The sequence below is a fragment of the Mycobacterium sp. P7213 genome (assembly GCF_900604305.1).
GTDB lineage: Bacteria > Actinomycetota > Actinomycetes > Mycobacteriales > Mycobacteriaceae > Mycobacterium.
Window position 1 is genome coordinate 1 of record NZ_UWOA01000053.1, and the last position, 23,591, is coordinate 23,591.

Sequence of the window (23,591 nt, forward strand, 5' to 3'; positions counted from 1 at the left end):
AACTCCGGATCGTCCCGATGAGCGTCAACGAGGGCGTTGGTGCGGTAGGCCTCGACGATCTCGGCATCGGTGACCGGTTCTTGAAGCCACCGGTAGTAGGGCTGGCGAGCAATGTCCAGTACCCGGCACGTCACCACCACGGGGATCCCGTCGGCGGCGAGCTCGCTTACGAGCGGGTAGAGCCTTTTCCCGGCAGATTCGCCTGCGACAAATACGCTGCCGCCCGCCGCAGGACCTCGTTCTCCTGCTTCAGCAGCCTGATCCGCTGCCGTGCTGCACGCAGGTCGGTCGACTCCAACGTGGTGGTGCCGGCCTTGACGCCGTCATCGATGTCGGCCTGGCGCAGCCACTTGTGCAGCGTCATCGGGTGCACCCCGAAATCGGTGGCAACCTGTTCGATGGTCACCCCGGGATCGCGGTTGCGGGCAACCCGGACAACGTCGTCACGGAACTCTTTCGGATAAGGCCTGGGCACAATGACATCCTTCCAGCCCACCCCGCAAGGCAAGCCAACTCAGATGTCACCTATCCGTGCAGCAGACCCGATCGCGGTCGCGGTGCTCGCCGGCTTGGTGTCGATATGGGTGCTGGCCTCCACGGTTCCGGCAATCGCCGATCCGCACAGCTATTCGTTGCCGGTGCGCCGGCTGGCCGGTTTCCTTGCTTCGGGCCTGGACGCATCGCTGATACCGGTAATCGCCTACCTGCTCGGTATTTTCGCCTGGGTTCTCGATCGATGAGCCGTTCCCGAACCGGCCCGGCTCCCGGGTACTCCAAGGTGATCCGGCTCGGCGGTGCCGCCGGGGTCTTGGCCGTGGCGTTGTGGACATCCCCGCCGGTCTTGGCGATCAACCCGCCGACCGTTGACGCCGGTGTCGTGCCGCCCAGCGGGACTCCAGGGCCGGTGCAGGCCACCCAGCAGAACAGCGAGTGCGGCACTACCGAGATCATCGCCGGCACCGATCTCACGGAACCCCCTGCCGCGCAACGGCAGATCGATCTTGCTGCGGCATGGCAGTTCTCTCGCGGCGACGGCCAGACCGTGGCCGTCATCGACACCGGGGTGCGGCCCGGCCCGCGCCTGCCTGCCGTCGAACCCGGGGGCGACTACATCGGCACCACCGACGGCCTGACCGACTGCGACGGGCACGGAACGCTGATCGCCGGGCTCATTGCCGGTCAGCCCGGTGACGACGGGTTTGCCGGCGTGGCGCCGGCGGCCCGGCTGCTGTCCTTGCGTGCCACGTCCGCAAAGATCACACCGGCAACCTCCAGCGGTGATCCGGAGTCGGCGCAGGCGGCCTTCACTGTGGCGGCCCTGAGCCGGGCGATCGTGCACGCCGCGGACCTCGGTGCACGGGTGATTACCGTCTCGGCAGTGCACTGCGTGCCCGCCGACCGCCCCGTCGACCAGTCCGAACTCGGCGCGGCCATTCGCTATGCGGCGGTAGACAAAGACGCCGTCGTGATCGCTGCTGCCGGCGACAGTGGCGCCACCGGGTCGTTCGGCGGTGGAACCGGTTGCCAGTCCAACCCGCTGACCGACCTGAGCCGACCCGGCGACCCGCGCAGTTGGGGGACCGTTGGGTCGGTATCGATCCCGTCGTCCTGGCAGCCCTATGTGCTGTCGGTGGCATCGTTGGCGCCCAACGGTCAGCCCTCGAAATTCACAACGGCAGGACCGTGGGTCGGGGTCGCAGCACCGGGCGAGAACATCGTGTCGGTGAGCAACCGCGATGACGGTGGCCTGGCCAACGCACTGCTCGGCGCCAGACAGAAACTGGTCCCGCTCAGCGGTACCGGCTACGCATCCGGCTACGTGGCCGGCGTCGCAGCGCTGGTTCGCAGCCGGTATCCGGAACTGAGCGCGGCGCAGGTGATCCACCGACTCACCGCAACCGCGCGCAACACCGCCCGGGCCCCGTCGAACATCCTCGGTGCCGGAGCCCTGGACCCGGTGGCCGCACTGACCTGGCAGTTACCCATCGGATCTGTCCCGGCCGCGGAGCCGGTGAAGCGGGCGGTTCCGCCTCCGCAACCGGAACCGAAGAACTACACGCCGCAGCTCGTCGCCTCGGGCGGCGCAGCGGCGCTGGGATTGGCCGTCGGCGCCACCGCGATCGCGGCACGCCGGAGAAAGGAGACCGCCCTGTGAGTACCCACCAGCCATCCTGGCCCGGCACCGGCCGAATCGCCGCGGTGCTTTTCGCTGCGGTGGCCGTGGCTGCCGCCTACCCCTGGCACGCGACCCGCGAGCGTTGGGTACTGGGCATCGGCGTCGCCGTCGCTGCCGTCTTGGTGACGCGTTGGCGCGGGTTACCCCTGACCACGCTGCTGCGGCGCCGAGTGGCGCTCAACCGCGGCAAGCACGGGGAACGCCGAGCCCGCAGAACCGCCACGGACCCGCGGGTCACCGCGCTGCTGAACGTCGCGGCGCCGCAGGAAGACACCGATGTGCTTCCGCTGCCGCTGATCGCCCGCTACCTGGACCGTTACGGCCTGCGGGCCGACACCATCCGGGTCACCAGCCGTGACGTCGGAGACCAGGCCGGCGCACGGGAGCGGACCACGTGGATCGGTCTGACCTTCTCCGCCGTCGACAATCTCGCTGCGCTGCAAGCACGTTCGGCAGAGATCCCGTTGGACAAGACCGCCGCGGTGGTGGCACGCCGACTCGCCGACCACCTCCGTGAATCCGGCTGGGCGGCCAGCGTCGTCGCGCCCGACAACATTCCACGGCTCGACTCGGCGGGTTCGCGCGAGACCTGGCACGGGATCGTGCAGGATAGCGGAGATTACCTTGCCGCATACCGGCTTACACCCGGACACGACCTGCCGGACCTGCTCGCGAAGGTCTGGTCCTACCCGGCACCAGAAACCTGGACGGCCCTGGAGATCGCCGGCTCCGGCGACGATCAGACGCTGGCGTTCGCGACCGCATTCCGCACCGGCGCCCAGCCCGTGGCTGGTGGACCGCTGCCCGGATTGAGTCCGCAACCAGGAGTCCAACGGGCGTCGCTGGCGGTCCTGCACCCGTCATCGGTGCAACGCCTCGACGGCCATACCGTCCTGGCCCGCGACTGGCTGACACGGCTCCGCTGGCCCAGCAGCACCAACCGGCGTTCACCGGCCGATGTCACCGTGAGCTGAACAGCAGCTGACCTTGACCGCGGCGGGCCGTCGAATGCCTCGGTGACTTCGCCCTTTTAATCCGAATGCCGAAGCCGAATCACCGAGAAAGGTGCACTGTTCGCTACGGCTGCATTCCCCACTTAAGCGTGCCACCGCGCGATACCGCCGGCGGCCACCTAGCCGGTCGGCCCTGGCCCGGAGGCAACCGGGGATGGCTATTCTTTGCCGATGGACAGCCAAACACCCGGCAGCCAAGGGCCGATCTTCGAGGATCCGTCAGAGCAGCCGGCAAGTGACGCTGCCAACCGGCCTGCCCGCCCATGGCTTCCAGTGGCCATTGCTGCCGCCGCCCTCGTTATGGCCATTGCCCTGATCGCCGCTGCCCTGATCGCCGCTGCCCTGATCGTGAGTCGCCGCGGCCATGAGCCCCAGTCATCTCATCCCTTCGAGAGCGAGGCGTTTGGCAGCTCGTTGTCGAGCAGATGCAGCCCCAGCGCGGTGCCGCTCGCCGAACTCGATCACCGCACTGCCGACGAGCCCAGGCTGGCGCTGCCCCGACCGCCCGGCTGGGCCTTGGACCCCGCACCGAGACCGCCGGCAGTTCGGGCGGTGATGAAGGGCCCGGGCATTGAAGCCCACCGTAACCAGCCGAACGCCGTTGTGACACTGGAGAACCTCACCGGGGCAGTCAGAACTGCACAGGAAGCAATCGATTGGGAGATCGCGGGGTTATCCAAGATCGGCGTCGTTGTTGACCGCGTCCCCAGCACTGTTTGCGGCTACCCCGCCGCGACGCTTACCTACGACATGGGCCTGCCCGATCACGAGGCAACCTGCCTGATCGTGGCGGGCCGGGACAGCGCCGACAAGCTCTGGGCTGCCGTGGTCACCGTTCAGTCCTTCTACCCCGGTACCCCGGACTACGTGAGTGAAAAGCACGCAATCCTCAGCGGCTTCCAGTTCGCCTTCGCCGGCGACTAATCGGACTGCAGGGCGATGCGCAGGGCGTCGATCTGGTCGAGTTCGGCTTGCCCGGCCTGCACATGGACCGCATGCAGCGAGCCATTCCAGGCAAACGGCGGCTGGTAGTCATCGGAGACCGGTAAGCCTCGGTCGTAGCCGAGGGTGAGGTGCGTGCCACCGTGCTGCCAGATGAACGGCAGCGAATGTTCAGTCGTCGTGCTTGCGATGACGGTGTTGTCCACGACGGCGTCGACGGCGACACCGCCGGACACCAGCCGCAGTACGCAACCGACGAGGTGGCGCCCGGAGGGCAGTCGCTGCTCGCAACGCAGGTGCAGCGGTCCGCTGGGCAACGCCACCGCGACGTTCAGGCTGCCGTCGACGACGTAGGCGGCCAACCCGCCGTTGCGGTCGCCGATGGCGAACAGCACACCACGGGGCGTGTCCGGTGCGACCTCCACGTCGGCCAGGATGTGACCTCCGCCGGCCAGCATCGGCAGCGCTTCATCGAGCACCGGTCCGGCCTGCGGGTACAGCGTGACCTCCAGGCCGACCGGATACTGCGGCGATGCCGCAGCGGACAGTCGGCCGATGAGTGAGTCCAGCAGTGGCAGAACGTTGTTCGCTGCCGCTTCGTTCGCCCACCGCTCCTTGAGCTGTTCGATGATCTCCGGATGGTCCGCGGCGAGGTCGTGCGACTCGGAGAAGTCCTCGTCGAGGCGGAACAGTGCCCAGTGGTCGCTCTCGAAGTCGCGGCTGCCCGTGAGTAACAGGTCCTCGTCCATCACGCCGACTGGAACGTGATCGGTGGTGGCTTTCCAGCCGTCGGCGAAGATGGCCCGGGAACCCATCATCTCGAAGTACTGCACGGAACGCGGATTGGGTGCTCCGGGATCGGTGAAGGAGGGCAGCAGGCTGGCGCCCTGGATGGGCTGCTGTGCAATGCCGTCCACAAACTCCGGGGCGGAGACTCCGCACGCGTCGAGCACCGTCGGCAGGACGTCGATCGCGTGGGCGAACTGCCCCCGAACCCCACCGCCCTCACGAATCGTTCTGGGCCAGTGCGCGATAAACGGCACCCGGGTGCCTCCGAGCCACGTGTAGCGCTTCCACAGCCGAAACGGTGTGTTGCCAGCCCACGCCCAACCCCACGCGTAGTGCGGATAGGTGCGCGGTCCGCCCCACTCGTCGAGCTGCTCCAGGTTCTCGGTGAGGTCATCGCGCACGCGATGGGTGAACCGGTGCTCATTGACCGTGCCCGACACGCCGCCTTCGGCGCTGGCGCCGTTGTCGGACATCAACAGAATCAGGGTGTTATCGAGTACTCCGATGCGCTCAAGGGTGTCGACCAACCGGCCGATCTGTGCGTCGGTATGGCTGAGGAAGCCGGCGTATACCTCGTGCATCCGGGCGTACAGCCGGCGCTCGTCGGCACTCAGGTCCTCCCAGGCCGGCACCCATGGCGGCCGTGGCGTCAAGGTCGTACTGGCCGGGACGACCCCAGATTTCACATGCCGAGCGAACAAGTCGTCGCGCCAGGAATCCCATCCGGCGTCGAATTTGCCCGCGTAGGCATCTGCCCAGGAGCGTTCCACGTGGTGCGGTGAATGCATGGCGCCCGGCGTGAAATACAGGAAGAACGGCTTGCCTGGGGCGCTGGCTTGTTGACTCAGCACCATCCGGATCGCTTCATCGGCGAGGTCTTCGGTCAAGTGGTAGCCCTCATCCGGCCGAGCCGGTGGCTCGACGAACGAATTGTCGCGATCCAGTTCCGGCGCCCACTGATTGGCATCGCCGCGCAGAAACCCGTAGTACCGCTCGAATCCCAACCCCAGCGGCCACTGGCTGAACGGCCCTGCGCCACCACGCTCCCCGCGTGGCACCAGATGCCATTTCCCGGTCGCCAGCGTGCTCCAGCCTGAGTCCCGCAGAATCCGTGGCAGCGTTGCCGCCGAGCGTGGAATGTGCGCGCTGTAGCCGGGATGCGTGGTGGGTAGATCTGCCAGGAAACCCATGCCGACCGCGTGGTGGTTGCGCCCGGTCAACAGTGCCGCCCGAGTCGGCGAGCACAGGGCGGTCACGTGAAACCGGTTGTAGCGCAGTCCTCCGGACGCCAGGCGATCGATGGTCGGCGTCGAGATATCCGATCCGTAGCAGCCGAACTGGGCGAACCCGAGGTCGTCGAGCAGAATCACCACGACATTGGGCGCGTCCTGTGGTGGGCGCTGGGGTTGGCTCATCTCGGTGTCGCCTTTCATTACGAACCGCGGGTAGTCAAGTGACTACGTTTGTCGAGAAGATTCTGGAGCGCCATTGCGGATCGCACGGTGCGGAAGGGAATTCGGCTGACCATGCGGCGCTCGCGCCCTTGAGGCGGCCTAGTTCGCCACCGCTTCTGACGCCGGGCACGCATCATCGCCGGGCGTGGACGACAGCGCCTGCGCTGTCAGCTCAGGGGCGCCGGACTGGCGGTCCGAGCGGTAAGCAGGGTCGAAGCGACGGACGGTGGCGACGAGCAGCAGCGCGATAACCGGTGCGATTACGCCGTACAGCGCCGGGACGGTGCCGATTTCGGCGCTGTCGAGCAGCTGTGGGCTCAGCGCTATCGCCGTGGCCACCATCGCGTTGTGCATCCCGATTTCCAAGCTGATGGCAATCGCCTGCCGCGGAGCAAGTTTCATCCACCGCGGCACGAGATAGCCGATGGCCAAGCTGATGGTGGCGAAGGACACGATGGCGCCGGTGAGGGCGCCGAGGTTGCTGAGCAGTGTCGACTGCCCTCCGGCGATCGCCGCTATGGAGATCGCGACCAGCAGCGTGGCCGCGGCGACCCGGACTGGCCGCTTCAAACGGCGAGCCAGCTCGGGGAAACGTTCGCGAATGGCCACGCCGATGGCAGTGGGAATGAGCACGAGACCGACCACTGCGACGAACTTGTCCAGCTGCAGCGGGATACTCCTTCCCTCGCCGGTGAACCAGGCGGTCGAGAATGCCAGGATCGCCGGTAGGGAGGCGATGGAGAGCACCGCGTTGATCGCGGTAAGCGTGAGATTGAGCGCCAGGTCGCCATTGACCAAGTGGCTGAAGACATTGGCCAACAGACCGCCGGGTACCGCCGATATCAGCATGAGTCCCACCGCGAGCTTCGGCGGAAGGCTGAACGCTTCGGCGATCAGCAGGCAGACGGTCGGCAGCACGACTGCCTGGCTGATCAGTGCGACCGCGAGCGGGCGCTTCAATGCGGCGGCCCGCCTGAAGTCGGCGACGGTGAGGGTCATTCCCAGTGCGAGCATGGCCGTCACGACGACCAAAGGGAAAAACCGGTTATCCATAATTCTCCGCGGTGTTCGTGCGCAGACGCCATGACGGTTAGGCCGCCCACGGGCGCCGGGGCGATGATGCAGTGGTTGCTCAGCTTGCCGCAACCGGTCGCATTCCGGCCCGCAGATCGGGCCGGGCGCGAAGCGGGATATCGCCGCGAGGCGGGGCGTTGAGCAAACGGTTACACCAGCTTTCCCAGGGGCTTCGGCGGCGATATGAGTGGCCTGGATCCACCGATGAGGTCCGCTATGCCGACCGTCTGCCGCGGCGCCGTGCACCATGGGGCCTGGGCGGCGCTGAGATCATGAGTCAGGCCGGGATCGGCTTGCGTGGGGTGCCTAATCCACAGTGCTCCAAGGCAATTGCCACGCCGATGGTGAAGATCCGGGAAGTTCTCCCGCATCGGGCTCCGGCGCGGACGAGTCGCCGTGTCCGCTTCGCATCGTCTCGTCGACCGATGACGGCGGCGGCAGAATGACTCTTGCGATGGCCGGCGGCCACTCGCATCCCGACCAAGCGGGCCAATGACTGGCTACGCCCATCGGACCTTGAGGCCAGGCTGGAATCCTTTTGAGCGGAATCAGCGGCCGCGACGTCGCGCGCAGCGGGTGCAGTTGGGTGAGATCGCGCATCGGTTGTTTTCGCGACGATGTTTGCAGGCAATTCCGAGGCGCCCGCGTAGACTCACCGGGCGAACTTTTCATCAGAAACAGTGAGGTAGGGCAATCGATGAGTGGCCATTCCAAGTGGGCTACCACGAAGCATAAGAAGGCTGTCATTGACGCTCGTCGTGGCAAGAATTTTGCTCGGTTGATCAAGAATATTGAGGTTGCGGCGCGGGTGGGTGGTGGGGATCCGTCGGGTAATCCGACGTTGTATGACGCCATTCAGAAGGCGAAGAAGAACTCGGTGCCCAATGACAATATTGAGCGGGCGCGTAAGCGTGGTGCTGGTGAGGAAGCTGGTGGGGCGGATTATCAGACGATCACCTATGAGGGGTACGGGCCTAACGGTGTGGCGGTGCTCATCGAGTGTTTGACCGATAACCGTAATCGGGCTGCTAGTGAGGTGCGGGTGGCGATGACGCGCAATGGGGGTCAGATGGCGGATCCTGGTTCGGTTGCCTACCTGTTCAGCCGTAAGGGCTTGATCACTTTGGACAAGAACTCCTTGACCGAGGATGACGTGTTGGCGGCGGTGTTGGATGCCGGTGCTGAGGATGTCAATGATGTGGGGGAGGGCTTTGAGGTGATTTCGGAGCCGGGGGATCTGGTGGCGGTGCGGACTGCGTTGGTGGAGGCCGGGATCGACTACGACTCGGCTGAGGCGAGTTTTCAGCCGTCGGTGAGCGTGCCGGTTGATGTCGAGGGTGCGCGCAAGGTGTTCAAGCTCGTCGAGGCGCTCGAGGATAGTGACGACGTGCAGAACGTGTGGACCAACGTCGACCTGTCCGACGAGGTCCTCGCAGCCCTCGAAACCGAATAGGAGCCACGCCGTTGTCGACGATCCATTTCATCTCCGGTCTGCCGCGCTCAGGTTCGACCCTGCTGGCCGCGTTACTGCGGCAGAACCCGCGTTTCGAGGCCGGGATGTCGGGCCCGCTGGCGGGCTTGTTCGGCGCGTTGCTCGGCGAGATGAGCGCCCGCAACGAGTTCTCGGTGTTCATCGACGACGCGAAGCGGGAACGGATCCTGCACGGGCTGTTCGACAGCTTCTACGCCGACTGCGCCGCGGAGGTGGTCTTCGACACCAATCGAGCGTGGTGCGGGTGGATGCCGGCGGTCACGCGGCTGTTTCCGGACGCCAAGGTGATTGCCTGCGTGCGCGAGCTGACGTGGGTGGTCGACAGCATCGAACGATTGATCCAGCGCAACGTGTTCACGCCGTCCTCGATCTTCGGCTTCAATCCCGGCGGCACTGTCTACACTCGCGCCAACGGGATTGTGGCGCAGGACGGAATGGTCGGGGCGCCCTACGACATGCTCAAACAGGCCTGTTACGGCGCACAGCGGGACAAGCTGCTGGTTGTGCAGTACGAGACTCTGACCACTGATCCGGGCCGGACGATGCGTGCCATCTACGACTTCATCGGTGAACCGATGTACCCCCACACTTTTGACAATGTCGACTATGACGTCACCGACTTCGACGAACGGGCCGGCACGCCGGGCCTACACACCGTTCACGGCGAGGTCCGGGCCAAGCCGCGGGAGTCGATCCTGCCGCCCGACCTGTTCAACCGCTTCACCCGCGACGCGTTCTGGCGCGACCCGCAGGCCGTGCCCGCTGGTTTGCGGGTGGTCTAGCCGAACTACGGTGCTGGACTGACGCCGCCGTGGGAGAGGAACCGGCGGAAGCGCCGCCAGCCCCGGGCGGCGGGTGCTGCCGCGAGCCGCACTCAGGGAGCGTGTCGCGCCCGGGGGGTGTCATCGGAACCCACTAGACTGTCGAACAGTTGTTCGGTGCTGGAGAGGAATCCGATGCGGGTGATGGGCGTCGACCCCGGGCTGACGCGGTGTGGACTGTCAGTGGTCGAAGGCGGGCAGGGGCGTCAGGTCACCGCTTTGGACGTCGATGTGGTGCGCACCCCGGCCGATCAGCCGCTGCCGGAGCGGCTGCTGACCATCAGTGACACCGCCGAGCACTGGCTCGACACCCACCGTCCCGACGTCATCGCGATCGAGCGGGTGTTCTCCCAGCAGAACGTCTCCACCGTGATGGGCACCGCGCAGGCCGGCGGAGTGATCGCGCTGCAGGCCGCCCGGCGCGGCATCACCGTGCACTTCCACACCCCCAGCGAGGTAAAGGCCGCGGTGACCGGCAACGGCTCGGCCGACAAGGCGCAGGTGACGACGATGATCACCCGGATCCTCGGGCTGCAGCAAAAGCCGACGCCCGCCGACGCCGCGGACGCGCTGGCGCTGGCGATCTGTCACTGCTGGCGGGCCCCGATGATCGCCCGGATGGCTGCCGCGGAGGCGCTGGCCGCCGAGCAGCGGCGCAAGTACACCGCCAAGCTCAAGGCGGCCCGGGCATGATCGCGTCGGTGCGTGGCGAGGTCATCGACATTGCCCTGGACCATGCCGTGATCGAGGCGGCCGGGGTGGGTTACAAACTGATGGCCACACCGACCACCCTGTCGACGCTGCGCCGCGGTAGCGAATCCCGTCTGATCACCGCGATGGTCGTGCGTGAAGACTCGATGACCCTCTACGGATTTCCCGACGGTGAGGCCCGCGATCTGTTCCTCACGTTGATCGGCGTCTCGGGGATCGGACCCAAGATCGCCCTGGCCACCCTGGCGGTCTATGACGCGGCCACCCTGCGCCGGGCGCTCGCCGACTCCGACATCACCGCATTGACCCGCGTGCCCGGGATCGGCAAGCGCGGTGCCGAGCGGCTGGTGCTGGAGCTGCGCGACAAGATCGGCGCGGTGGCCCCCTCCGACGGGGCCGTGTTCAGCGGTCACGCGGTGCGGGCTCCGGTGATCGAAGCCCTGATCGGGCTCGGCTTTGCCGCCAAGCAGGCCGAGGAGACCACCGACAAGGTACTGGCCGACGCTCCCGACGCCACCACCTCTGAAGTACTGCGCACCGCGCTGAGCCGGTTGGGGAAGACCAAGTGAGCCAATCCGGTGAACCCGGCGATCCCGACGACCGCGAGGTGTCCCCGGCGCTGACGGTCGGCGAGGGAGACATCGACGCCGGCCTGCGCCCGCGCAGTCTGGCCGAGTTCATCGGCCAGCCCCGGGTACGCGAACAACTGCAGCTGGTGATCGAGGGCGCCAAAAACCGCGGCGGCACACCCGATCACATCCTGCTGTCCGGTCCGCCCGGGCTGGGAAAGACCTCGCTGGCCATGATCATCGCCAGCGAGCTCGGTAGTTCGTTGCGGGTCACCTCCGGGCCGGCGCTGGAACGCGCCGGCGACCTGGCCGCGATGCTGTCGAACCTGGTCGAACACGACGTGCTGTTCATCGATGAGATCCACCGCATCGCCCGGCCGGCCGAAGAGATGCTCTACCTGGCGATGGAGGACTTCCGCGTCGACGTCGTCGTCGGGAAGGGGCCCGGCGCCACCTCGATTCCGCTGGAAGTGGCCCCATTCACCCTGGTCGGTGCGACGACCAGATCCGGTGCACTCACCGGCCCACTGCGCGACCGGTTCGGCTTCACCGCCCACATGGATTTCTACGAACCGGCCGAATTACAACGAGTGCTGGCACGCTCGGCCAAGATCCTCGGGATCGAACTGGGCGCCGAGGCGGCCGCCGAGGTCGCGCGGCGCTCCCGCGGCACGCCGCGGATCGCCAACCGGCTGTTACGCCGGGTGCGGGACTACGCCGAAGTGCGTGCCGACGGGGTGATCACCCGCGACGTCGCCAAAGCCGCGCTGGCGGTCTACGACGTCGACGAATTGGGCCTGGACCGGCTGGACCGCGCGGTGCTCTCGGCACTGACCCGGAGCTTCGGCGGCGGACCGGTCGGAGTCTCCACCCTGGCGGTTGCGGTGGGGGAGGAAGCTGCCACCGTCGAGGAGGTCTGCGAGCCGTTCCTGGTACGCGCCGGGATGGTTGCCCGCACCCCCCGCGGTCGCGTCGCGACTCCGGCAGCCTGGACGCACCTGGGCATGGTGCCGCCGGCGGGCGCGGGGGGACTGGGACAACCGGGGTTGTTCGAGTAAGTCGGGTTAGAGCTTGGCCAACTCGCCGGCGAGCACGTCCAATCCCTCCGACAGCAGTGCGTCGCTGATGGTCAGCGGCGGCAGCAGCCGCACCACATTGCCGAAGGTTCCACAGGTCAACACGATCACACCCGCCCGATGACACGCTGCCGCCAGTGCGGCGGTCAGGGCCGGATCCGGTGCGTGGGTATCCGGCTGCACCAACTCAAGGGCGATCATGGCGCCGCGGCCGCGGATATCGCCGATCCGGTCGTCGTCGGCCTGCAAGCGGCCCAACCGTTCGAAGATCAGCCGCTCAATCTGCCTCGCCCGGCCCACCAGGTCGTCGGCCTCGACAGCGGCCAACGCCCCCAGCGCCGCCGCACAGGCCACCGGGTTGCCACCGAAGGTGCCGCCCAGTCCGCTCACATGCGGGGCGTCCATGATGTCGGCGCGGCCGGTGACAGCCGCCAATGGCAGGCCGCCGCCGATTCCTTTTGCGGTACAGATCAGATCCGGTGCCAGCCCGGCCGGGCCTTCGTGGTCACAGGCGAACATCGCCCCGGTGCGGGCGAAGCCGGTCTGTACCTCGTCGGCGATGAACACGACGTCGTTGTCGCCGCACCAGGCCAACAGCGCCGGTAGAAAACCCGGCGCCGGGACGATGAACCCGCCCTCGCCTTGGATCGGTTCGATCACCAGCGCAGCCAGATTGCGGGCGCCGATCTGGTTCTCCAGGACGCCGATGGCCCGTTCGGCGGCCCGTTCCCCGTCGCTGCCCAACTCCTTGTCGATCAGGCCGTCACGGTAGGGATAGGACGCCGGCGCTCGGTAGATATCGGGCGCGAACGGACCGAATCCGCTCTTGTACGGCATCGACTTGGCGGTGAGTGCCATCGTCAGGTTGGTGCGGCCATGGTAGCCGTGATCGAACGCCGCCACCGCGGTCTTGCGGGTGTAGGACCGGGCGATCTTGACGGCGTTCTCCAACGCCTCCGCACCGGAGTTGAGCAGGACCGACCGCTTCTCGAAGTCGCCGGGAGTGATCCTGTTCAGCGCTTCGGCGACGGCCACATATCCCTCGTAGGGCGTCACCATGAAACAGGTGTGGGTGAACTCGGCAACCTGCTGCTGCACCGCTTCCACCACGCGCGGCGCGGCGTTGCCCACGGTGGTCACCGCGATACCTGAGCCCAGGTCGATCAACCGGTTGCCGTCGACGTCTTCCACGATGCCGCCACCGGCCCGCATCGCGTACACCGGCAGCGTGCTGCCCACCCCGCGCGGCACGGCCATCGTTCGGCGGCGCGCCAGCTGTACCGAGCCGGGCCCGGGGATCTCGGTGGTCAGGTGGCGGCTCTGCAGCGGCGACACTGACATGGGGCGGACCTCCTTAGCGGTGTTTTCCGCGGCTCAGATCTGGCCGAGTGGCCGGCACGCGTTACCAAAGGGCTGCCAATATTCACCGGGCGGACAGTCCAGCGGGGTCGGTCCCTGCCCCAGTGGCATGCAGGTGTTGGTGCTGGGCTCCCAGTACTGACCGCCCGGACAGTCCAGCGGGGTCGGTCCCTGTCCGAGTGGCATGCAGGTGTTGGTGCTGGGCTCCCAGTACTGGCCGCCCGGGCAGGCCAGCGGCTCTGCCGATCCGATGGCGGGCATGGCGATCGCTCCTACTGCCAGGGGAGCCGCTGCCAGGGCAACGGCGGTCGCCAGACCACACGCGAAGTTCCTCATCGGCCAACCTTCCCTCAAGAATTCTGACCCCCCGTCACCGATAGCCTAGGGGGTGGACGGCGGTACCGGCGCGCGGTCGCCGCACACAGTGGCACACTGTTGTCATCACAGTGGCCCGCCACGCCTGCGGTGGTCCGGTGCCAAAGAATCATTCGAACAAGTCGAAAGATCGGTTCTCGTCATGGAAAACATGGTTGCCTTCCTGCCGCTCATCCTTGTCATGGGCGCCTTTATGTTCTTCGCCTCGCGGCGGCAGAAGCGCGCGATGCAGGCCACCATCGACCTGCACGAATCGCTGCAGGTGGGCGACCGGGTGCACACGACATCGGGACTGCAGGGCACCATCACCCGCATCACGGACGACGACGTCGACCTGGAGATCGCCGACGGTGTGGTGACCACCTGGATGAAGCTGGCCGTGCGCGACAAGATCGAGCCCGAGGAGCTGACGGCCGAGGCCGCGGTCGAACAGGCCGTCGAGGGCGCCTAACAGCGCTCCGCCGCCGGGTGTGGCGGGTCACTGCCATCCGATCGGCCGGCTGACACGCCCCGACGCGCGGAACGTCCGCCCAACGATCATCCCGGCCGGCCGGGCACGTACCCTTTTGCGGGTGCAGTGGTACTGATCGCCGCGGGCGGTCCGAGCATGGGCCAGCCCCGACGATCATGAGAGCGCATTGCGCAATGAGCGAAGGAGACTCAACAACGTGGCATCGCCTTCGGCGCCGGTGCACCCTGCCCGCAACCTGGCGGTGTTCCTGGCATTGCTCATCGGCGTCTACCTGCTGGTATTCCTGACCGGAGACAAGCTCGCCGAACCCAAACTCGGCATCGACCTGCAGGGCGGCACCCGCGTGACGCTCACCGCGCGCACCCCGGACGGCTCCACGCCCACCCGTGACGCGCTCAACCAGGCGCAACAGATCATCAGCGCCCGGGTCAACGGGCTCGGTGTCTCGGGCTCTGAGGTCATCATCGACGGCAACAACCTGGTCATCACGGTGCCGGGCAGCGACGGCAATGAGGCCCGCACCTTGGGCCAGACGGCCCGGCTCTACATCCGGCCGGTGATCAACGGTGTGTCGGTGCAGGAAGCTCAGGCAGCCGCCCGGATGCCCGGCCTCGGCGGTGGCGGTATGCCCGGCGTCCCGGGCTTGCCGCCCGGCGGTGGCGGTGTGCCCGGCCTGCCTCCGGGTCTCGGTGGCGGCGGTGTGCCCGGTCTGCCTCCGGGTCTCGGTGGCGGCGGTGTGCCCGGTCTGCCCCCTGGCGCCGGGGGTGGTGCTCCGGGTCTGCCTCCGGGCTTCGGTGCGGGCGGACAGGGCCTGTTCGGCGGGAACGGCGGGGCGCTTCCGCAGCAGCCGCTGACGCCGCCGGCCCAGCCGCGGCCCTTCCCGCAGGAGCCGACCCCGACCCCGGGAACCACTTCGTCGAGCCCCGGCTCCGAAAACACCAGCGAGACTGGCACTCCCGGCACCTCGACCGTACCGGCGCCGACGGCGCCGGGATCGCCCGCCGAGTTGCCGGCTTCCCCCGGGGCGCAGATGCCCGCCTTGCCCGGACTGCCCGGATTGCCCGGCATCCCGGGTCTGCCCGGTCAGGGTGATCAGGCCCAGGGCCTGGCCGCCCGTATCGCCGCTGAGAAGCGGTTGCGGCAGAGCGACAACAAAGTCGTGCAGGCGCTGGCCCTTCAGATCCAGGCCGGACGGTGCGACAAGGAAGACATCCTTGCCGGCAACGACGACCCGGATCTGCCGTTGGTGACCTGCTCACAGGACCAGCAGACCGCGTACCTCTTGGCGCCGTCGATCATCAGCGGCGACCAGATCGCCGACGCCAGCTCGGGCATGGACCAGCGCAGCGGCTCGAACGTCGTCCAGGTGCAGTTCAAGAGCGCCGCTGCCGACGTCTGGGCCGACTACACCGCCGCCCACATCGGCACGCAGACCGCCTTCACGCTGGACTCGCAGGTCGTCAGTGCCCCGCAGATCCAGGAGGCCATCCCCGGTGGCCGCACCCAAATCACCGGTGGCTCACCGGGATTCACTCCGGATGCGGCACGCCAGCTGGCTAACGTCTTGAAGTACGGGTCGCTGCCGCTGTCGTTTGAGGCCTCGGAAGCCGAAACCGTCTCGGCCACACTGGGAATGACCTCGCTGAAGGCGGGCCTGATCGCCGGTGCGATCGGTCTGGCCCTGGTGCTGATCTACTCGTTGCTCTACTACCGCGTACTCGGCGTGCTGACCGCGCTGTCCCTGGTGGTGGCCGGGGCCATGGTTTACGCGATCCTGATATTGCTGGGCCGGTATATCAACTACACGCTCGACTTGGCCGGTATCGCCGGTCTGATCATCGGTATCGGTACCACCGCAGACTCTTTCGTGGTGTTCTTCGAGCGCATCAAGGACGAGATCCGCGAGGGCCGGTCGTTCCGCTCGGCGGTGCCACGCGGGTGGACGCGGGCCCGCAAGACGATCGTGTCCGGCAACGCGGTCACCTTCCTTGCGGCGGCGGTGCTGTACTTCCTGGCGGTCGGACAGGTGAAGGGCTTCGCGTTCACGCTGGGTCTGACCACCATCCTCGACCTGGTGGTGGTGTTCCTGGTGACCTGGCCACTGGTCTACCTGGCGTCCAAGTCGCCGACGCTGGCCAAGCCGTCCTACAACGGTCTCGGCGCGGTTCAGCAGGTCGCACGGGAGCGGCGGGCGGTCGCCAGATCGGGAGGCGCAGCGGGCGGCAAGTCCGGAGCCAAAGCGCGCACGCGGGTAACCGCCCAGTCGACGGAACAGGGATAGCCAGATGGCCAAACCGAGCACCAGTAGCGGCACCAAGCGCGCGACGAAGTCCGCTAAGAACGACGCGGCAGCCGTCAAGGACACCAAGAGCCGGACCGCCGTGCAGGCCAAGCCTCGCAAGACCGCTGGAACCCCCAAGGCGCCCCAGCATGGGTTCCTGTCGAGGCTCTACACCGGTACCGGCGCATTCGAGGTCATCGGTAAGCGGCGGATGTGGTACGCGATCAGTGGCGCCATGGTCGCCACCGCGATCGTGAGCATCTTGGTTCGCGGCTTCACCTTCGGTATCGACTTCGCCGGCGGCACCAAAGTGTCGTTCCCGCGCGGCGACACCAGCGTCACCCAGGTCGAAGAGGTGTTCCGCAAGAGCGTCGGCAGCAGTCCCGAGTCGGTGGTCGTGGTCGGCAACGGCAACTCGGCGACGGTGCAGATCCGCGCCGAGACGCTCACCAACGAGCAGACCGAGAAGCTGCGCGACGACCTGTTCGACGCCTTCCAGCCGGTCGGGCCCGACGGTGAAGCCAGCAAGCAGGCGATCAGCGACTCTGCGGTGTCGGAGACCTGGGGCGGGCAGATCACCAAAAAGGCCGTGATCGCCCTGGTGGTGTTCCTGCTGTTGGCGTCGCTGTATATCACGGTGCGCTACGAGTGGTTCATGACCCTCTCGGCGATGATCTCGATGGTCTTCGACATTCTCGTGACCGCCGGGGTGTATTCGCTGGTCGGATTCGAGGTCACACCGGCCACTGTCATCGGCCTGTTGACCATTCTCGGGTTCTCCATCTACGACACCGTCATCGTGTTCGACAAGGTCGAGGAGAACACCAGCGGCTTCGAGCACAAAACCCGCTACACCTACGCCGAACAAGCGAACCTGGCCATCAATCAGACCTTCATGCGATCGATCAACACCAGCCTGATCTCGGCATTGCCGATCATCTCGCTGATGGTGGTCGCCGTGTGGCTGCTGGGTGTGGGAACGCTGCAGGACCTCGCGCTGGTGCAGTTGGTTGGTGTCGTCGTCGGCACCTATTCGTCGATCTACCTGGCCACGCCGCTGTTGGTCACGCTTCGCGAACGTACTCAGCTGGTGCAAAACCACACCCGCCGGGTGATGCGGCGGCGCAACGCCGCGGCCGGTTCGAAGCCGGCGGCAGCCGGCGCGGAGGACCCGGGCGACTCCGAAGACACCGTTGCCGATGGCGACGAGGGCAGGGTGGCGGCGGCGCCTGGCACCCCGGCGACCGGTGCGAAGCCGGTCCGCCCCACCAGCCGGCGCAGCCAGGGTCCGACCGGCAAGCCGGGCGCTGGTCGGTAACCGGCGATGGCGGCCCGCTGGCGGCACGCTGCGACGTGGGTGGTGGCGATCGCCATCAGCCTCGGTATCTGGTCGGTACCGGCGTGCACCAGCGCCACTGTCGATCAGATCGACTATGCCGTCGACGGCGGTCTGATCACCTATAACAGCACCACCGTCGCCGGTGCCGCGTCGGCTGGGCCCCAGGCGTTCTCGCGAACCCTGATCGGATTCGGCTACCACGGGCCGGACGGCCAGATCGTCACCGATCACGACTTCGGCAGCATCTCTGTGGTGGGCCGCGCCCCGCTGGTGCTGGACTATCAGATCGCCGACGCCGCGGTGTACTCCGACGGGAAGCCCATCACCTGTGACGACCTGGTGCTGGCGTGGGCGGCCCAGTCCGGTCGCTTTCCGGGCTTCGATGCCGCGAGCCGCGCCGGCTACCTCGACATCGAGAACATCGAGTGCCAGTCCGGTGCCAAGAAGGCCCGGGTGTCGTTCTTTCCCGACCGCAACATCGTCGACTACGAGGAACTGTTCACCGCTACCTCGATGATGCCCTCGCACGTCATCAGCGAGAAGCTCGGCGTGAACATCACCGACGCCGTGCTGGGCAGACTCGGGCCCGCCGACGAAGTCATCGGCAGGATCGCGCAGGCCTGGAACACCATCTGGCAGCTAGACCGCGGTGCTGACCTGCGTTATTTCCCGTCGTCGGGGCCCTACAAGATCGACTCGGTGCTCGACGGCGGCGCCGTAGTGCTGGTGGCCAACGACCTGTGGTGGGGTGCCAAGCCGGTCACCAAGCGGATCACGGTGTGGCCGCAGACCGCCGACATCGCCGACCGGGTGAACAGGCGCGTCATCGAGGTCGTCGACGTGGCGACCGGATCCGCCGGGTCGCTGATCACCCCGGATGACTATCAGAGCAGCGACAGCCCCTCGGGCGGCATCGAGCAGCTCATCTTCGCTCCGTCCGGGCCGCTGTCGGAGACTCCCGCACGCCGGGCGGTGGCGCTGTGCACCCCGCGCGACGTCATCGCCCGCGACGCCGGGGTGCCGGTGGTCAACTCCCGGCTCAACACCGCCATGGACGACGCGTTCGACCAGGCCGAGAACGTGCCCGAGGCCGAACAATTCGCCCGGGCAGACCCCGACGCGGCACGCGAGACGCTGGGCGGCACACCGTTAACGGTGCGTATCGGCTACCGCGGTCCCAACACCCGGTTGGCCGCGGTGATCGGGGCGATCAGCAGCTCGTGCGCTCCCGCCGGCATCACCGTCACCGAGGTCGCCTCCGACGCCATCGGCCCGCTGGCACTGCGCGAAGGACAGATCGACGTACTGCTCGCCAGCACCGGGGGATCCACCGGAAGCGGATCGAGCGGGTCGTCGGTGGTGGACGCCTACGAGTTGTTCAGCGGCAACGGAAACAACCTGTCCGGCTACCACAACGACCAGATCGACGGCGTGGTGTCCGCGCTGGCCGTCACCGCCGACCCCGCGGAGATGGTGCGGCTGCTTGCCGAGAGCGCGCCGGTGCTGTGGGCCGATATGCCGACATTGCCGCTGTACCGCCAGCAGCGCACCCTGCTGTCGTCGAAGAAGACCTACGGTGTGGCCGTCAACCCCACCCGATGGGGTGCGGGCTGGAATATGGACCGCTGGGAGTTGCAACAGTGAATCAGGCCGAGCCTGCCGCAGGCGCCGGTCAGATCATCGCGTCGCTGATCCGCGAAGTGGCGGACTTTCCCACAGCGGGAATCGCATTCAAAGACCTGACCCCGGTGTTCGCCGATGCCACCGGACTGACCGCGGTCACCGAGGCGCTGGCTCGTGTGGTTGCCGGCGCAGATCTGGTGGCCGGCGTGGACGCGCGCGGGTTTCTGCTGGCCGGGGCGGTCGCCGACCGGCTCGGGGTGGGCGCGCTGGCGGTCCGCAAGGGCGGCAAGCTGCCCCCGCCGGTGCTCTCGGAGCGCTACCAGCTCGAGTACGGAACTGCCGCGTTGGAGATTCCGGCCGACGGAATCGATTTGGCCGGGCGCCGGGTGGTAATACTCGACGACGTGCTGGCCACCGGCGGTACCCTGGCCGCAACGCGGCGCTTGTTGGACAGGGCAGGAGCAGAGGTGGTTGCGGCCGCGGTGGTGCTGGAGCTGGCGGGGCTCGGCGGACGCGCCGCGGTGGCACCGTTGCAGCTGCACAGCCTGCACCTGATTTAGTCGATATTCTCGTGGTCGGAGGTGAGCACAGTGGGTCCTGAACAAGGCTTGGCGCAGGGCCCTGAACACGGCTTAGTGCCGGGCTCAGATCCCGAGAGCTACAGCGCCGACAGCAGCCAGAGCACGGCGGCGTCGGAGACGATTGCCCAGGACTCGCCGTCGGAGCGCACCGATCTGCTGAAGGTCCCGACCAGCGCGTCGCGGCGGGTGCGAGCCCGCATTGCCCGCCGCATCACCTCCCAGCGTGGCGCCCTGAGCCCGGTGCTGGAGCCGCTGGTGGCGGTGCACCGGCAGTACTACCCGAAAGCCAACCTGGCGCTGCTGCAACGCGCCTTTGAGGTCGCCGAGCAGCGTCACGCCTCGCAGCTGCGTCATTCGGGGGATCCCTACATCACCCACCCGGTCGCTGTTGCCACCATCCTGGCCGAGTTGGGCATGGACACCATCACATTGGTGGCGGCGCTGCTGCACGACACCGTCGAGGACACCGGGTACACCCTCGCCGCGCTGGCCGCCGAGTTCGGCGACGAGGTAGCTCACCTGGTCGACGGGGTAACCAAGCTGGACAAGGTGGTGCTGGGCACCGCGGCCGAGGCCGAGACCATCCGCAAGATGGTCATCGCGATGGCACGTGACCCACGTGTGCTGGTGATCAAAGTCGCCGACCGGTTGCACAACATGCGCACCATCCGCTTCCTGGCGCCCGAGAAGCAGGCGCGCAAAGCGCGCGAAACACTGGAAGTCATTGCACCGCTGGCACATCGGCTGGGTATGGCGACAGTCAAGTGGGAGCTCGAAGATCTGTCGTTCGCGATCCTGCACCCCAAGCGCTACGAGGAGATCGTGCGGCTGGTGGCCGACCGCGCGCCGTCCCGCGACACCTACCTGGCCAAGGTGCGAGCCGAGATCGTCAACACGCTGGCGAAGTCGAAGATCACCGCGACCGTCGAGGGGCGGCCCAAGCACTACTGGTCGATCTATCAGAAGATGATCGTGCGCGGCCGCGACTTTGACGACATCTACGACCTGGTGGGGCTGCGGATCCTGTGCGACGAGATCCGGGACTGCTATGCCGCGGTGGGCGTCGTGCACTCGCTGTGGCAGCCGATGGCCGGCCGGTTCAAGGACTACATCGCCCAACCGCGCTACGGGGTCTATCAATCACTGCACACCACGGTGATCGGCCCGGAGGGCAAACCGCTGGAGATCCAGATCCGCACCCGGGAGATGCACCGCACCGCCGAATACGGTATCGCCGCGCACTGGCGCTACAAAGAGGCCAAGGGCCGCAACGGTGTTCCGCACCTCAACACCGCCGCCGAGATCGACGACATGGCCTGGATGCGCCAGCTGCTGGATTGGCAGCGGGAAGCGGCCGACCCGGGTGAGTTCCTCGAGTCGCTGCGGTATGACCTGGCGGTCAAAGAGATCTTCGTGTTCACCCCCAAGGGCGATGTGATCACGTTGCCCACCGGATCCACGCCGGTGGACTTCGCCTACGCCGTGCACACCGAGGTCGGCCACCGCTGTATCGGTGCCCGGGTCAATGGCCGGCTGGTGGCGCTGGAGCGCAAGCTCGAAAACGGGGAAGTGGTCGAGGTTTTCACCTCGAAGGCGCAGAACGCCGGGCCGTCGCGGGACTGGCAGCAGTTCGTGGTGTCGCCCCGGGCGAAGGCCAAGATCCGGCAGTGGTTCGCCAAGGAACGCCGCGAGGAGGCGCTCGAGTCCGGCAAGGACGCGATGGCCCGCGAGGTGCGGCGCGCGGGTTTGCCGCTGCAACGACTGGTCAACGGCGAGTCGATGGCGGCGGTGGCCCGCGAACTGCACTACAGCGATGTGTCGGCGCTCTACACCGCCGTCGGCGAGAACCACATCTCGGCGCACCACGTGGTGCAACGGTTGGTGGCCCAGCTCGGCGGTGTCGACCAGGCCGAGGACGACTTGGCCGAGCGCTCCACACCGCTGACCATCTCGCGGCGCGAGCGCCACACCGACGATGTCGGCGTCGCGGTACCGGGCGCCACCGGTGTGTTGACCAAGCTTGCCAAGTGCTGCACTCCGGTGCCCGGCGACGAGATCATGGGTTTTGTCACCCGGGGCGGCGGGGTGTCGGTGCACCGCACCGACTGCACCAATGCCGATGCGCTGCGTCAGCAGGACGAGCGGATCATCGAGGTCAAGTGGGCGCCGTCGCCGTCCTCGGTGTTCCTGGTCGCCATTCAGGTCGAGGCGCTGGATCGGCACCGGTTGCTCTCGGACATCACCAAGGTGCTCGCCGACGAGAAGGTCAACATCTTGTCGGCTTCGGTCACCACCTCACGAGACCGGGTGGCTGTCAGCCGGTTCACCTTCGAGATGGGCGACCCGAAGCATCTGGGCCACCTGCTCAACGTGGTGCGCAATGTCGAGGGCGTCTACGACGTCTACCGGGTGACGTCGGCGGCTTGACGGCCCGAGCCCGGCATCGGCCCCCGCAAGCGGGGGCCGCGCCCGGGTTAGTCGGCCCGCACCGACTTGACGGTCACCTTGGTGGCCGGCGGGCCGTCATCGCCGCCGCCCTGCACGCCGGCTGCGGCGATTTTGTCCAGGGTGGCCAGACCGTCGTCCTGAATCTTGCCGAACACCGTGTACTGCGGCGGCAGCATCGAATCCTTGTAGACCAGGAAGAACTGGCTGCCGTTGGTGCCGGGCCCGGCGTTGGCCATCGCCACCGTGCCGCGCGGATAGGTGACCGGCCGCTGCGCGGCCGGGTCGCCCAAGGAGTACTGGTCGGTGGGGTATTCGTTGTCGAATTCGTAGCCCGGGCCGCCAGTGCCGTCCCCGGCGGGATCACCGCATTGCAGCACGCTGAGCATCGGTGACGTGGTCAGCCGGTGACACTGGGTGTCGTTGAAGAAGTCCTTGGCCGCCAGGCTGATGAAGCTGTTGACGGTGCAGGGGGATTGGGCGTTGTTGAGCATCAAACCGATGGGGCCCTGGTCGGTCATCATCGAGACGCTGACCTCGGCGGGGTCGGTCGGGACTTTGCCGGTCCGCGGCGGCTCGACAGCCTTGGTGGCCGGACGCGCCTTCGGGTACTGACAGTCGGCGCCCAGCGCAGGCGATGCGGTGAATTTCGGCAGCTGTCCGGCGCTGGCCGCCGGTGCCCCCGAAGCGTCAGCGGAGTCCGCGGACTCCGATGTGCTCGACGCCGACGAACCGCTCGCGTTGACGTTGCCGGGGTCGTCGTCGCGCAGCACCACGAACACCACACCCGCGATCAGCAACACCGCCGCCACGGCGCCGACGATCATCAGCAGCCGACGCTGCTTGCGGGCCGCCTCGGCACGCTGCTGCACCTGTTGCTCCAGATTGCGCTTGGCGGCGGCACGCCGCTCTGAGTTCGTGGGCACCGGCGGTAACCTCCTGGCTCGCTGACTGAGTCGGGCCTCAAGTCTGCCAGAGCGCGCCTGCACCGCCCGCGTC

General features: G+C 67.3%; 20 protein-coding genes and 1 pseudogene. 15 read left to right on the forward strand and 6 right to left on the reverse strand.

Annotated features, from left to right (window positions below):
• Positions 1–166: 166 nt before the first annotated feature.
• Positions 167–475, reverse strand: coding sequence for a transposase (locus EJK91_RS22640; protein ID WP_125079592.1), 309 nt, complete (start codon positions 473–475; stop codon positions 167–169).
• Between the two features lie 73 nt (positions 476–548).
• On the opposite strand from EJK91_RS22640, the pseudogene EJK91_RS17875 reads away from it, so the two are divergent.
• From EJK91_RS17875 to EJK91_RS17890, 4 genes and pseudogenes are all read left to right on the forward strand, one after another.
• Positions 549–740 (forward strand): annotated as a pseudogene (locus EJK91_RS17875) (type VII secretion integral membrane protein EccD); the annotation flags it as partial.
• Positions 737–2,155: a type VII secretion-associated serine protease mycosin gene (mycP, locus tag EJK91_RS17880; RefSeq protein ID WP_082105821.1), complete on the forward strand. Its 1,419-nt coding sequence runs from the start codon at positions 737–739 to the stop codon at positions 2,153–2,155. The pseudogene EJK91_RS17875 and the gene mycP, both read left to right, overlap by 4 nt.
• Complete coding sequence (eccE, locus tag EJK91_RS17885) at positions 2,152–3,150, forward strand: type VII secretion protein EccE (protein ID WP_046302210.1); 999 nt, start codon at positions 2,152–2,154, stop codon at positions 3,148–3,150. The genes mycP and eccE overlap by 4 nt, the downstream gene beginning before the upstream one ends.
• Before the next feature lie 210 nt (positions 3,151–3,360).
• Entirely contained in the window at positions 3,361–4,113 is a 753-nt protein-coding gene (locus EJK91_RS17890; protein WP_125079593.1) for an LpqN/LpqT family lipoprotein, read from the forward strand.
• Here the strand turns inward: EJK91_RS17890 and EJK91_RS17895 are convergent.
• Positions 4,110–6,335, reverse strand: a complete 2,226-nt coding sequence (locus EJK91_RS17895) for an arylsulfatase (protein WP_125079594.1) — start codon at positions 6,333–6,335, stop codon at positions 4,110–4,112. The genes EJK91_RS17890 and EJK91_RS17895 overlap by 4 nt on opposite strands.
• 138 nt (positions 6,336–6,473) lie before the next feature.
• Entirely contained in the window at positions 6,474–7,427 is a 954-nt protein-coding gene (locus EJK91_RS17900) for a bile acid:sodium symporter family protein (RefSeq protein ID WP_125079595.1), read from the reverse strand.
• A 718-nt stretch (positions 7,428–8,145) separates the two neighbouring features.
• On the opposite strand from EJK91_RS17900, the gene EJK91_RS17905 reads away from it, so the two are divergent.
• The 5 genes from EJK91_RS17905 (at position 8,146) to ruvB (ending at position 12,099) form a co-directional block, all read left to right on the forward strand.
• Positions 8,146–8,901: a YebC/PmpR family DNA-binding transcriptional regulator gene (locus EJK91_RS17905; RefSeq protein ID WP_024444049.1), complete on the forward strand. Its 756-nt coding sequence runs from the start codon at positions 8,146–8,148 to the stop codon at positions 8,899–8,901.
• A gap of 11 nt (positions 8,902–8,912) precedes the next feature.
• Positions 8,913–9,722 (forward strand): sulfotransferase family protein, encoded by an 810-nt coding sequence (locus EJK91_RS17910; protein WP_024443311.1) that lies wholly within the window; start codon positions 8,913–8,915, stop codon positions 9,720–9,722.
• Between the two features lie 174 nt (positions 9,723–9,896).
• Complete coding sequence (ruvC, locus tag EJK91_RS17915) at positions 9,897–10,454, forward strand: crossover junction endodeoxyribonuclease RuvC (RefSeq protein WP_125079603.1); 558 nt, start codon at positions 9,897–9,899, stop codon at positions 10,452–10,454.
• Positions 10,451–11,041 (forward strand): Holliday junction branch migration protein RuvA, encoded by a 591-nt coding sequence (gene ruvA / locus EJK91_RS17920; protein WP_024443313.1) that lies wholly within the window; start codon positions 10,451–10,453, stop codon positions 11,039–11,041. Before ruvC ends, ruvA begins: the two co-directional genes overlap by 4 nt.
• A complete protein-coding gene (gene ruvB / locus EJK91_RS17925; protein ID WP_024443314.1) occupies positions 11,038–12,099 on the forward strand; it encodes a Holliday junction branch migration DNA helicase RuvB in 1,062 nt (353 codons plus the stop codon). The genes ruvA and ruvB overlap by 4 nt, the downstream gene beginning before the upstream one ends.
• A gap of 6 nt (positions 12,100–12,105) precedes the next feature.
• Here the strand turns inward: ruvB and gabT are convergent, their stop codons facing one another.
• Both gabT and EJK91_RS17935 read right to left on the reverse strand, forming a co-directional pair.
• Positions 12,106–13,458 (reverse strand): 4-aminobutyrate--2-oxoglutarate transaminase, encoded by a 1,353-nt coding sequence (gabT, locus tag EJK91_RS17930; RefSeq protein WP_036458342.1) that lies wholly within the window; start codon positions 13,456–13,458, stop codon positions 12,106–12,108.
• A gap of 33 nt (positions 13,459–13,491) precedes the next feature.
• Complete coding sequence (locus EJK91_RS17935) at positions 13,492–13,812, reverse strand: hypothetical protein (protein WP_024443316.1); 321 nt, start codon at positions 13,810–13,812, stop codon at positions 13,492–13,494.
• Positions 13,813–13,993: 181 nt separating this feature from the next.
• On the opposite strand from EJK91_RS17935, the gene yajC reads away from it, so the two are divergent.
• The 6 genes from yajC (at position 13,994) to EJK91_RS17965 (ending at position 22,574) form a co-directional block, all read left to right on the forward strand.
• Entirely contained in the window at positions 13,994–14,302 is a 309-nt protein-coding gene (yajC, locus tag EJK91_RS17940) for a preprotein translocase subunit YajC (protein WP_024443317.1), read from the forward strand.
• A 217-nt stretch (positions 14,303–14,519) separates the two neighbouring features.
• Entirely contained in the window at positions 14,520–16,604 is a 2,085-nt protein-coding gene (gene secD / locus EJK91_RS17945) for a protein translocase subunit SecD (RefSeq protein ID WP_125079596.1), read from the forward strand.
• A 4-nt stretch (positions 16,605–16,608) separates the two neighbouring features.
• Complete coding sequence (secF, locus tag EJK91_RS17950; protein ID WP_125079597.1) at positions 16,609–17,922, forward strand: protein translocase subunit SecF; 1,314 nt, start codon at positions 16,609–16,611, stop codon at positions 17,920–17,922.
• A 6-nt stretch (positions 17,923–17,928) separates the two neighbouring features.
• Positions 17,929–19,587 carry an ABC transporter substrate-binding protein gene (locus tag EJK91_RS17955; RefSeq protein ID WP_125079598.1) on the forward strand — a complete coding sequence of 553 codons (1,659 nt, stop codon included), beginning with the start codon at positions 17,929–17,931 and terminating at the stop codon, positions 19,585–19,587.
• A complete protein-coding gene (locus EJK91_RS17960; RefSeq protein WP_081654610.1) occupies positions 19,542–20,126 on the forward strand; it encodes an adenine phosphoribosyltransferase in 585 nt (194 codons plus the stop codon). The genes EJK91_RS17955 and EJK91_RS17960 overlap by 46 nt, the downstream gene beginning before the upstream one ends.
• A 75-nt stretch (positions 20,127–20,201) precedes the next feature.
• Positions 20,202–22,574: a RelA/SpoT family protein gene (locus EJK91_RS17965; RefSeq protein WP_125079604.1), complete on the forward strand. Its 2,373-nt coding sequence runs from the start codon at positions 20,202–20,204 to the stop codon at positions 22,572–22,574.
• A 47-nt stretch (positions 22,575–22,621) separates the two neighbouring features.
• Here the strand turns inward: EJK91_RS17965 and EJK91_RS17970 are convergent, their stop codons facing one another.
• Positions 22,622–23,518: a peptidylprolyl isomerase gene (locus EJK91_RS17970; RefSeq protein WP_024443323.1), complete on the reverse strand. Its 897-nt coding sequence runs from the start codon at positions 23,516–23,518 to the stop codon at positions 22,622–22,624.
• Positions 23,519–23,591 lie beyond the last annotated feature (73 nt).